The 10,517-nt window shown below is 69.1% G+C and carries 11 protein-coding genes; 7 read left to right on the top strand and 4 right to left on the bottom strand.

Annotated features, from left to right (window positions below; all coding sequences use genetic code 11):
• Positions 1-32 precede the first annotated feature (32 nt).
• On the bottom strand, positions 33-1,100 hold the full coding sequence (locus N1027_RS14005; protein WP_259508750.1) for an acyltransferase family protein: 1,068 nt from the start codon (positions 1,098-1,100) through the stop codon (positions 33-35).
• A 64-nt stretch (positions 1,101-1,164) separates the two neighbouring features.
• On the opposite strand from N1027_RS14005, the gene N1027_RS14010 reads away from it, so the two are divergent.
• On the top strand, positions 1,165-1,941 hold the full coding sequence (locus tag N1027_RS14010; RefSeq protein WP_259508751.1) for an SDR family oxidoreductase: 777 nt from the start codon (positions 1,165-1,167) through the stop codon (positions 1,939-1,941).
• Here the strand turns inward: N1027_RS14010 and N1027_RS14015 are convergent.
• Positions 1,925-3,433 (bottom strand): MFS transporter, encoded by a 1,509-nt coding sequence (locus N1027_RS14015; protein ID WP_259508752.1) that lies wholly within the window; start codon positions 3,431-3,433, stop codon positions 1,925-1,927. The genes N1027_RS14010 and N1027_RS14015 overlap by 17 nt on opposite strands.
• 249 nt (positions 3,434-3,682) lie before the next feature.
• Between N1027_RS14015 and N1027_RS14020 the strand changes: the two genes are divergently transcribed.
• From N1027_RS14020 to N1027_RS14040, 5 genes are all read left to right on the top strand, one after another.
• Positions 3,683-5,197, top strand: a complete 1,515-nt coding sequence (locus N1027_RS14020; RefSeq protein WP_259508753.1) for an HNH endonuclease signature motif containing protein — start codon at positions 3,683-3,685, stop codon at positions 5,195-5,197.
• Positions 5,198-5,695: 498 nt separating this feature from the next.
• Positions 5,696-6,232, top strand: coding sequence for a phosphoribosyltransferase (locus N1027_RS14025; protein ID WP_259508754.1), 537 nt, complete (start codon positions 5,696-5,698; stop codon positions 6,230-6,232).
• Complete coding sequence (locus N1027_RS14030; protein ID WP_259508755.1) at positions 6,229-6,960, top strand: Type 1 glutamine amidotransferase-like domain-containing protein; 732 nt, start codon at positions 6,229-6,231, stop codon at positions 6,958-6,960. The genes N1027_RS14025 and N1027_RS14030 overlap by 4 nt, the downstream gene beginning before the upstream one ends.
• Before the next feature lie 2 nt (positions 6,961-6,962).
• The gene (locus N1027_RS14035) at positions 6,963-7,655 is read left to right on the top strand and encodes a uracil-DNA glycosylase (RefSeq protein WP_259508756.1); all 693 of its coding nucleotides are present in this window, start codon (positions 6,963-6,965) and stop codon (positions 7,653-7,655) included.
• 24 nt (positions 7,656-7,679) lie between these two features.
• Entirely contained in the window at positions 7,680-8,270 is a 591-nt protein-coding gene (locus tag N1027_RS14040) for a GNAT family N-acetyltransferase (protein ID WP_259508757.1), read from the top strand.
• On the opposite strand, the gene N1027_RS14045 is transcribed toward N1027_RS14040, so the two are convergent.
• Together N1027_RS14045 and N1027_RS14050 are read right to left on the bottom strand one after the other, a co-directional pair.
• Positions 8,259-8,606 (bottom strand): PadR family transcriptional regulator, encoded by a 348-nt coding sequence (locus tag N1027_RS14045; RefSeq protein ID WP_259508758.1) that lies wholly within the window; start codon positions 8,604-8,606, stop codon positions 8,259-8,261. The genes N1027_RS14040 and N1027_RS14045 overlap by 12 nt on opposite strands.
• 57 nt (positions 8,607-8,663) lie before the next feature.
• Positions 8,664-9,017 (bottom strand): DMT family transporter, encoded by a 354-nt coding sequence (locus N1027_RS14050; RefSeq protein ID WP_259508759.1) that lies wholly within the window; start codon positions 9,015-9,017, stop codon positions 8,664-8,666.
• Between the two features lie 68 nt (positions 9,018-9,085).
• Here N1027_RS14050 and N1027_RS14055 point away from each other — a divergent pair, with 68 nt between their 5' ends.
• Positions 9,086-10,510 carry an amidase gene (locus tag N1027_RS14055; RefSeq protein ID WP_259508760.1) on the top strand — a complete coding sequence of 475 codons (1,425 nt, stop codon included), beginning with the start codon at positions 9,086-9,088 and terminating at the stop codon, positions 10,508-10,510.
• Positions 10,511-10,517 lie beyond the last annotated feature (7 nt).

Here is a 10,517-nt window from a genome sequence, read left to right on the forward strand (position 1 = left end):
AATCAACGCGACACGCGGCGTAACGCGCCGCGTCAGCCTCGATCGCGCTCGGCGAACAGCCAACGGGCACGGGGCTCGACAAGCGGTCGGAAGATGCGGCGCACGATCGGTGTCGAGAGCACGACGGCGATCAGGATGCTGAACAGGATCATCCCGATCAGCAGCAAATCGGACTGCGGGCCGTCGAGCATCCCGGACTCCCGGATCGGGTAGAGCACGAAGGTGTGCAGCAGGTAGACGTACATGGTGGCCTGACCGAGCGGCGAGAACCAGGTGGTGCGCCGGGGGACGAGTGTGAGGAAGGCGAAGATCAGCACCACGGCGAGCGCGATGGCGCCGAGCCGAAGCGCCCCCGCCCACCACTGGTCGTAGCCGAAATCGGGGTAGGCCTGCTGGAAGAGCAGCACGCGGCGAATCTTCAGCTCGCGCCAGAGCGGCACGTCGAGGGCGATCACGAGCGCGAGCACGCCGAAGACGACGATCGCGCCGGCCCGCACGAGCCACACCGTGCGAACGGATGCCCGCAGCCAGATCTCGGTGAGAGGCAGCTGGCGCAGCTTCCAGCCGAGCACGAAGAACGGCAGCAGCGCGAGCGTGCGGTCGAGCGCGAAGACCCCGCCGACCCCCGGCAGATAGCCGCTGGCCACCGACACGATCACCGAGATGAGAAAAGCGAAGCGCACCAGCGCGAGGTAGGGGAGGGTGACCCGCCAGATGATCAGGGCGATGAGGAACCAGAGCGTCCAGGAGGGGTTCACGAAGTCGACCAAGGCCCGGCCGGCCCGGAGACTGTGGATGACCGACCAGATCGCTTCGAAGATCAGATAGGGCAGCACCAGGTCGGTGATGATGCGCTTCAGTTGCTTGACGCCCGGCGGGTCGGCTTTGGCGAAGTATCCCGCGACGGCCACGAAGACCGGCACGTGGAAGGCGTAGACGAAGAGGTACACGCCGTAGGCGGTGTCGGATTCGGCGATCAGTTTCAGGATGGCGTGACCGATCACCACAAGGGTGATCGCGATGAAACGCGCGTTGTCCCACATCGGCACCCGGGTCGTCGCAGCGGGCTGCACGAGCGCGGGCGTGGCCGGGACGGACATCATTCCACACTACCTTTGAAGGCAAGGACGGCACCGGGTGACCCCGGTCGGCGAGAGGATGCGGATGAAGCGCGCAGTGGTGACCGGGGCGAGTTCGGGGATCGGGGCCGCCACCGTGCGGCTCCTGCGCGACCACGGCTGGAACGTGGTGGGTGTGGCCCGCCGCGCCGACCGACTGGAGCAGCTCGCCGCCGAGACGGGCGCCGAGGTCTTCGTGGCCGACCTCACGAAGCAGGCCGACGTCGACGCCTTGCGCGACCACCTCGCCGCCACCGGTGGCGTGAGCACGCTCGTCAACAACGCGGGTGGAGCGATGGGCCTGGACTCGGTCGAGGCTGCTGATCCGGCTGACTGGCAGGCGATGTTCGACGTGAACGTGCTTGCCGTGCAGCGCGTGACCGCGGCGCTGCTGCCGCTCCTGCGCGCATCCGTCGAACCTGGTGGAGCGGCCGACATCATGACGGTGTCCTCGATCGCCGGCCACATCGCCTATGAAGGCGGTGGGGGCTACAACGCCTCGAAGTTCGCGGTGCACGCGATGATCGATGTGTTGCGGCTCGAGCTGAGCGGTGAACCCATCCGGGTGCTGGAGATCGCGCCTGGCATGGTGAAGACCGAGGAGTTCTCGCTCAACCGTTTCAAGGGCGACCAGGCGCGGGCCGACAAGGTCTACGACAACGTGCCCGATCCGCTCTCGGCCGACGACGTGGCGCGCACGATCGTGTCGACCCTCGAGCTGCCACCGCACGTCAGCCTCGATCTCGTGGTGATCAAGCCGGTGGCGCAGTCGGCGGCCTACAAGGTGGCGCGCGGGCAGTTGAAGGTCAAAGCGGCGGAGTAGGCACCGGCGCGGGTTCCGGCTCGGGCTCGGGCTCGATCGGCACGGTCGCGTCGGCGAACGCGAGCTTCGGCACGAAGAACAGCAGCACCCCGGCCACCAGCGCCCCGCCGGCGCAGATCGCCCACACCGTCATGTAGCCGGAGAGACTGGACGCGGTCGCCGTGACCGCCGTGGAGGCTCCCTGGAACAGCACCACGCCGAAGACCGCTGAGGCGAACGAGCCGCCGATCGTCTTCGTGGTGTTCGTCAAGCCTGCGGCGATGCCGGTCTGGCCCCGGGGAGCGGCGGCTGCGGCCGCGGCGGGGAGTGCTCCGACCAGTGCGCCCGATCCGATTCCGGCGATGAACATGTTGACGAACACCTGCCAGGTCTCGGCGTGGAAAGGAAGGAACAGGGCATAGCCGAGCGCCACCAGGAAGGTCGCGCCGATCAGGGCGACCCGCGGACTCGACCTTCGGGAGAACAGCGGGAACAGCAGCGCACCGATGATCATCGACAGCAGATACACGCCGATCAGGATGCTGCGGCTCGACGATCCGAGGCCGAGTCCGTAGCCGTTGACCGGGTCGGTGCCGGCGAAGGTGCTGAGCGGTGCCTGCGCGCCGAGCAGGCTGATGCCGATGAGAGCGGCCGTCACCTGCACCGGCCACATGGTCGGCTGTCGGAGCACGCGGAGATCGATCGCCGGATCGGGCTGCTTCAACTCGTAGAAGCCGAACGGCACGAACACCAGCACGCCGATCACCACCAGCAGCCACACCCACCAGGTCTCGGGTCCGTTGATGCGCAGGAAGGTGAGGCCGCTCGTGATGAGCAGGAGCCCCAGGGTGAGGATCGTGAAACCCACCAGGTCGAGCGTGCGACCCGGCACCGGTGACGATTCGGGCACCCCGAACAGGATGGCGAAGAACACCAGCGTCACGGCGATGGCGGGAACCGAGAGCGTGAGGGGCACGTTCTTGCCGAAGACGTCGAACAGGATGCCGCTGGAGAGCGCTCCGATGATGGCGCCCGCCTCGAGGGCCACGACGAGGAGTCCGGCGGCTCGGCGGGTCTGCGAGGCTGCGCTTCCGGTGCGGCGGCCCCGGTCGAAGATCAGGGCGACCTCGAGCGGAAGCCACACGACGTAGAAGCCCTGGAGCGCCCAGGCGATCAGGAAGCTCGTGAAGTCACCCGCCGCGACGAGCCACCAGCTCGCCGCCGCCGTCAGCACGGTCGAGATGAGGAGCATCCGCTTGTGCCCCACCATGTCACCGAGCTTGGCGAGCACAGGCACGACGATCGCCGAGAGAAGGAGTTGCGCGGCCTCGAACCAGTTGAAGTCGGCGTCGCGGATGCCGAGGTGCTGCACCAGATCGGGGATGAGTGGAACGTAGAACCCCTGGATGATGCCACTCGTGATCTCGACGAGAAACAAGAACCCGATGAGCGATGCGGTGACCCCCACGGCCCCACTGCGGAATCCGGGGAACCCGCTCGACGACGATGCCATGAACGGATGCTAGTGGCTGGCGGGATGCAGCGGGGAAGCGGCTCGCTCTCGCGATGCTGCCGCGCGCTTCGCGCTTGCCGACGGTGGGTCGTGGCCGGGTTCCTAGGAAGGTTCCGGATGCGCGTGACCGGGCGCGTACGCATCCATCTGTTCGTCCCAGCCACGTTCCATTTCGGGCAAGCGCGGAGCGCGCGGCAGCAGATCGGCGTGGCAGGTCGAGTGTCAGTGGCTCATGCTTGAATTATTCTCATGAAGAGTTTGTTCGTGGCCCGCACCGAGGAGCTCGACGCCCGCCTCGATGCCGTCATCGACGAGCTCCGCGAGGTCGACCTCCTGACGGCCGGGTTGGATGCGCGGCGGGCCCGGGGCCTGGCCGCGGCGGCGGTGATCGCTGACGAGCGGGCCGGGTTGGTGTCGCCGGTCGGCCGGGAGTTCTCGGCCGCGCGGGACGGTGAACGCACACTCGTGGCGGTCGAGATCGCCACGGCGACATTGCGGTCGGAGCGCACCGTGGCGCGGATGATGAATGAGGCCGAGCAGCTCGTGCGCGACTACCCGACCACCCTCGCCGCCCTCGAAAACGGCCGCGTGTCGGCGTTACACACCCGGCATCTCGTCGCGCACGCCTGCACCCTGCCCGCGGAGGCCCGGCCCGAGTTCGAGGCCCGGCTGCTCGCGGAGGCGGTCGTGTTGCCGGCGCACCGTTTCGCCGAGCGGGCCCGCCGGATGCGGGAGACCGCGCACCCGGAATCCATCATCGTGCGCAATAGGCAGGCGCGGGAGGAGCGGAGCGTGTGGTTGTCTCCCGAGTGCGACGGGATGGCGACCCTCACCCATCACCTGCCCGCGGTCGACGCGGTCGCGATCGATGACCTGCTCGATAAGATCGCCCGCGCCGAACGCTCCGACACCGACCCGCGCACCCACCCGCAACGCCGCGCCGACGCCCTCACCCGCCTGGTGCTCACCCCCGGCAATCCGGCCCGGCCCGCGTCGATCACCGCCGCCGTGCTCGTGACGGTGCCGGCGGCGACGGTCGCGGGGGTGTCGGATGAGCCGGGCGAGCTGCACGGTTACGGCCCGATCGACCCCGACACCGCCCGCCAGATCGCGGCGACCGCCCCGACGTTCCTCCGGGTCCTGACCCACCCGGTGACGGGGGAGCCGACGGTGGTCACCCGGCACTGGGGCCGCGCCACCGCCGACCACCTGCCCACGCGCGACGCAGCCACCCGCCCCACGACCGGCGTCGGCCGCCGCACTGGCACTGCTGCCCCCTTGACCACTGGCGCCACCCGCCCCACCGCCCGCACCGGCCGCCACGCCGAGGGCACCACCCTTCCCACCCCCGGCACCGGCCGCCACACCGCCGAAACCCACCCCACCGCCGACACCGGTCGCCACGCCGAGGGCACCACCCACCCCACGACCGGCGCCGGCCGACACGATGAGACCGGGCGCGACCGCTACAGCGCCCCACCCGAACTGCGGCTGGTACTGGCCGCGATCGACCAGACCTGCCGATTCCCCGGCTGCGGGCGCCGCGCCAACCGGTGCGAACTCGACCACACCCGCGACTGGGCCCACGGCGGCGGCACCACCGCTGAGAACCTCACCTACCTCTGCTCCCGCCACCACCACCTCAAACACGACACCGGCTGGACCGTCAAGCCCGACCCCGACCGGCCACGCCACCTCAACTGGCGCAGCCCCCACGGCCGCCACCACCACACCGCACCCCCACGCGCCCCCGCCGACGGGTAGACCACGCGGGCGGCCAAGCCCGCACATCGGGATCGAAGCCACGGTCGTCTCCCGTCATCCAGCCTGCGCGGGAACATTCATATCGCATGTGGCGATGTCCGCTGCGCCGGATTTTCCGTTCGCTACCTTCCCCCGCCTCTGGATTCGCCGCACCGTCGGCCTCGGGCGTAGCGGGGCTTCACGGTGACAAGGCTTGCCCTGCACAGTTCATGCGCCGTGCCTCGGCATCGTCACGTCAACGACGGCGCTGTCCACACCTGTACCGCCGGGCGGGCGGGCCGTGGGCGGTGCGGATAGCGGATGTGAAGCCCGGGCACCCGCGCTCAGCGAACCACAGGGTCGAAGCGCGTCGCCGACGCCGTCGGGTCACCCGAGCCCGAACTCATCAACACCGACCTTGCCGGGCAGACAGACCGCGGGCTCAAGTGGCTCGGCTCCAAGACGCACGCGTCAGGCAGAGCGCAGTTGCGACAGCCAGGCATCCGGTAGCGTGGCTGCATGAATTCCGGCGCGAACGACCTTGAGACTGTAGAAGACGCGCCGGCGGCGCCGGAGCGGGAGGTACTCGGCTGGCTCGAGTTCGGCGACGCCTCGCGGGCACTGGCGCGCGACATCGTGGAGTCGGGCTTCGAACCCGATTTCGTGATCGCGATCGCGCGCGGCGGCCTCATCCCGGGCGGTGCACTCGCCTATGCGCTGGGCGTGAAGACCTGCGGAAGCCTGAACGTGGAGTTCTACTCCGACGTCGAGGAGACCCTGCCCGAGCCGATCATCCTGCCCCCGCTGCTCGACAACGAGCCGCTGATCGGCAAGAACGTCCTGCTGGTCGATGACGTCGCCGACTCCGGTCGCACGTTGGCTCTCGTGGTGGAGTTGCTCGAGAAGGTCGACATCACCGTGAAGTCGGCCACGCTCTTCCTGAAGCCCCGCTCGGTGATCGCGCCCGACTTCCATTGGAAGGTGACCGATCGGTGGATCGTCTTCCCGTGGTCGGCACATCCGCCGGTGAGCAACGATCTGCAGACCGAAGCGTGAGCATCCATCTGGTCGGCGGCGGCTGGCCGCTGGTCGACGACGGAGCCGTCTACCGCCCCTTCTTCGAGGAGGTGACGGCGCACGCCGAAGCCGCCGGCAAGCTCGACGGCGCGCGGGTGGTGCTCGTGCTGGTGCGCGATGGCGACGGCCCGCAGAAGTATGCCGAACTCGTCACCGCCTACCAGCAGCTCGCCAAGATCGAGCCGGTGGCGGTCATTTCGGCCGAGGGGCGCCCGATCGAACCTTCGGTGTTCGCCGAGGCCGACGGCATCGTCGTCTGGGGTGGGCTCACTCCGGCCTACCGGCAGTCTCTGGAGCCGTCGTTCGGCGAGATCAGGCGACTCGTCGCATCCGGAGTTCCCTATCTCGGATTCTCGGCCGGTGCAGCGATCGCAGCAGAACACGCGATCGTGGGCGGCTGGAAGATCGATTCGGTCGAGATCGGCACCGAAGACGCGTCGGAAGACCTCGAGCAGCTCACCGTCGAGCAGGGCATCGGGTTGATCGACCTGGCCGTCGACGTGCATGCGGTGCAGTGGGGTTCGGTCTCGCGACTGATCGCTGCCGTCGAGGCCGGTGCGGTCGACGGCGGAGTGGCGATCGACGAGCACACGGCGCTGATCGTGGGAGAAGGCCCGCTCCGCGTCGCCGGACGAGGCAGCGTGTGGAAGGTCACTCCCGACACGGGCAGCGTGCGCGTATCGACCGTGGGCGCCGACGCGAGCTGAGGATGACGGCGCTCTCGCTCTCCGAACTGGCCGAGAACGGCCTGATCGATCCCGGCTGGGCAACCGCGCTCGAGCCGGTGGCCGGCACCATCGCCGAGCTCGGCGAGTTCCTCCGGGCCGAGAGTGCCGCCGGGCGCGGCTACCTGCCGGCCGGGGAGAACGTGCTCCGTGCCTTCGCCGCGCCGCTGCAGGATGTGCGCGTGCTGATCGTGGGGCAAGACCCGTATCCGACACCGGGGCATCCGATCGGCCTGTCCTTCGCGGTGGAGCGGCACGTGCGCCCGCTCCCGCGCAGCCTCACGAACATCTACCGCGAGCTGAACGACGACCTCGGCATCCCGCCCGCCGAGCACGGCGACCTGTCGTCGTGGGGCGCCAACGGGGTGATGCTGCTGAACCGGGTGCTCACCGTGCAGCCCGGTGCCCCCGCCTCGCACCGTGGCAAGGGCTGGGAGAAGGTCACCGAACACGCCATCCGGGTGCTCGTCGAACGCGTCTCCCCACTCGTCGCCGTGCTCTGGGGAAAGGATGCCGCGGGGCTGGTGCCGATGCTCGGCAGCGTGCCCTCTGTCACCTCACCGCACCCGAGCCCGCTCTCGGCGAGCCGCGGATTCTTCGGCTCGAAGCCGTTCAGCCGAGCCAACGAGCTGCTCGTGGCTCAGGGTGCGCCGACGGTCGACTGGACAGTGGCATGACCTCCTGCTCGGTAGGCTGAATCCATGTTGGAAGAGGAGTATCAGCCCCGTCGCAAACTGCCCCGGGAGCTGCGCCCGGCACCCGCGGAGCACCCCCCGCTCGAGGTGCCCTTCGAGTTCACGATCCGGGATGCGACCGAGACCGATCTGCCCTACATCCGCGAGATCTACAACCACTACGTGGCCAACACCGTGGTGACCTTCGACGAAGACGCCATGACGCTCAAGGAGTGGCGGCACAAGTTCGCGTGGACGCAGAAGCAGAAATACCCGTTCCTGGTGGCGCTGTCGCCGAGCGGTACGCTGCTCGGCTTCGCCTACGTCTCAGCCTGGAAGCAGAAAGCCGCCTACCGCCGCACCGTGGAGAATTCGATCTACCTGGGGCCGGCCGCCACGGGTAAGGGTCTCGGCCGGGTGCTGCTCGGGGAGCTGATCGAACGGTCGCGCGAGGCGGGCATCAAGGAAATACTGGCCGTCATCGCCGATCAGGGCGCTGAGGCGTCCATCAAACTGCACGAGAGTTTCGGCTTCAAAGAAGTGGGCCGACTCGGCCGGGTGGGCTTCAAGTTCGGCCACTGGCTCGGCACGGTGCTGCTGCAGAAGTCACTCAAGTGATGGCGGTGCCGCCGCCTGGCCGGTCACGCTTCGCGACGGGCGTGCCGCGGCCACTGCGCGGCGTTCAGCCGCCGTCGCCTGGAGCTCCTGCGCGGCCGCCCTGCCTTCGGCCGTGAACTCGTAGAGACGCCGGCGAGGACCGCTCCGATCGATCTCGGTCTCCCACGATCCGACGATCCAGCCTTGGCGTTCGAGGCGCTCGAGGATGGGGTAGACCGTTCCGGAAGGCCGCGCGGTGCGCTTGACGAGCAGGAGTCCCCAGAGTGGCTCGGTCTCGCCGAGGAGAGCCTCCAGGATGTCGAGCGTCGGGGCGGTGACGCGCTGCAACGGTTCCATGCGCCCAATCTAGCGATGTACGCCCGATCCAGCTCTGGAGAAGAGGGCCTCAAGCAGTCAGCCGAGTTTGCCGGTGGCCGGCGCGCCGTGGTTGCCGCCGAGTTCGAGCAGCAGCACGCCACCCACCACCAAGGCGATGCCGACGAGCTGCTGCCAGGTGAGCAGTTCGCCGAAGGCGAGCCAGCTCACCACAGCCACCAGCACGACTCCCGCTCCCGCCCACACCGCGTAGGCGATGCCGAGCGGAACGCCGGCACCCAGCGTGAGGCTCAGCATGGTGAAGGCCAGCAGATAGCCCGCGGCCACGATGAGATAGGCCCACCACTTCGATCCTTCGCCCGAGGCCACTTTGAGGAAGGTGGTGGCGATGACTTCGGCCACGATCGCCACGGACAGGTACAGATAACCCACGATTGCTCCTCCGGATGGTCGCTCGCTCGGACGCCCCCGAGGAGACGTTACATGTATCCTCTCGTTCCATGACGGAGATCCATCGCCTCACCGCGCTCGAACAGTACCGGCTCCTGCAGAAGGGCGAACTCGGGGTCGTAGAGGTCGTCGACCACTACCTCGAGCGCATCGAGCGGCTGAATCCGGAGCTCGGCGCGTTCCATACGGTGACCGCGGAACGGGCACGGGCCCGGGCGACCGAGGTGGAGACATCCGTTCCCCGCACCGCGCCGCTCTGGGGGCTGGCGTACGCCGACAAAGACCTGGTGCGTCGCGCCGGCGTGCGCACCACCTTCGGGTCGCGGCTGTTCGCCGAGTTCGTGCCCGACGAGTCCGACGAGCTGCCCTTGCTGCTCGACCGCGCCGGCGCGATCAGCCTGGGCAAGACGGCGACGCCGGAGTTCGGCCTGCCGAGCTACACCGAGAACCTCGTGGCGCCGCCCGCACGCGATCCCTACGACCTGCGGCTCGGTGCCGGCGGCTCGAGCGGGGGAGCGGCGGTGGCCGTGGCGGCCGGGATGCTGCCGTTCGCGCCGGGTTCAGACGGCGGCGGGTCGATCCGCATTCCCGCCGCAGCGTGCGGGCTGGTGGGGTTGAAGCCCTCGCGCGGCCTGGTGCCGGCCGGATCGGGGCAGGACTCGCTGGCCGGGCTGCCGGTGGCGGGGCCGCTCGCACGCACGGTGGGGGATGCCGCGTTGCTGCTGGATGGCATGATCGCTCGCCGAGGCGACCGCATCCTGCACCACCACACGCTGCGTGCACCGAGTGACGGCGGTCCGTACCTCGCGGCGGCGGTGCGTGGGGAGGGGCGGTTCCAGATCGGCTTAACGACGGGCTCGCCGTGGGACACCGAGTACGACATCACGATCGCGCCGGAGGCCCGTGATGCGCTCGACACGGCCCGAGACGCGCTGGTCGAACTGGGGCACGGCATGGAGGAGTTCCAGGTGGAGCCGGCGCCGGAGTACGCGGAGGCGTTCCGGGTCATCTGGCAGGTGGGGGCGTCGCAGATACCGGTCGACGAGGCCGCCGAAGAACTGCTCGAACCGCTCACCCGATGGCTGGTGCATCGGGGGCGCTCCATTCCCGCTTCGGATCTCGCCCGCGCACTGGCGACACTCTCGGGCTACGAGCGGTCGATCATCCGGCAGTTCGACAGCTACGACGCCGTGCTGATGCCCACGCTCGCGATGACACCGCGCCCTCTCGGCTGGTACGACCAGGAAGACGGCGACCGCAACTTCGCCCAGCAGGTGCAGTACACCCCGTTCACCTCGTTCGTGAACGTCGCCGGGCTGCCCGCGATCACCCTCCCGGTGCATCGCACGATCGACGGCCTGCCGATGGGCGCCCAGCTCATCGGCCGCCCCGGGGGCGAACCGACGCTGCTGGCGCTGGCCCGTCAGCTCGAACGCCGCCTGCGCTGGGATCGCACCCACCCTCCCCAGTGGTGAGGGCGGG

The sequence above is a fragment of the Herbiconiux aconitum genome (assembly GCF_024979235.1).
Lineage (GTDB): Bacteria > Actinomycetota > Actinomycetes > Actinomycetales > Microbacteriaceae > Herbiconiux > Herbiconiux aconitum.

Coding starts and splice junctions, on each gene's coding strand:
- N1027_RS14005 (WP_259508750.1), bottom strand. CDS start 1,100: ATGTCCGTCCCGGCCACGCCCGCGCTCGTGCAGCCCGCTGCGACGACC.
- N1027_RS14010 (WP_259508751.1), top strand. CDS start 1,165: ATGAAGCGCGCAGTGGTGACCGGGGCGAGTTCGGGGATCGGGGCCGCC.
- N1027_RS14015 (WP_259508752.1), bottom strand. CDS start 3,433: ATGGCATCGTCGTCGAGCGGGTTCCCCGGATTCCGCAGTGGGGCCGTG.
- N1027_RS14020 (WP_259508753.1), top strand. CDS start 3,683: ATGAAGAGTTTGTTCGTGGCCCGCACCGAGGAGCTCGACGCCCGCCTC.
- N1027_RS14025 (WP_259508754.1), top strand. CDS start 5,696: ATGAATTCCGGCGCGAACGACCTTGAGACTGTAGAAGACGCGCCGGCG.
- N1027_RS14035 (WP_259508756.1), top strand. CDS start 6,963: ATGACGGCGCTCTCGCTCTCCGAACTGGCCGAGAACGGCCTGATCGAT.
- N1027_RS14040 (WP_259508757.1), top strand. CDS start 7,680: ATGTTGGAAGAGGAGTATCAGCCCCGTCGCAAACTGCCCCGGGAGCTG.
- N1027_RS14045 (WP_259508758.1), bottom strand. CDS start 8,606: ATGGAACCGTTGCAGCGCGTCACCGCCCCGACGCTCGACATCCTGGAG.
- N1027_RS14055 (WP_259508760.1), top strand. CDS start 9,086: ATGACGGAGATCCATCGCCTCACCGCGCTCGAACAGTACCGGCTCCTG.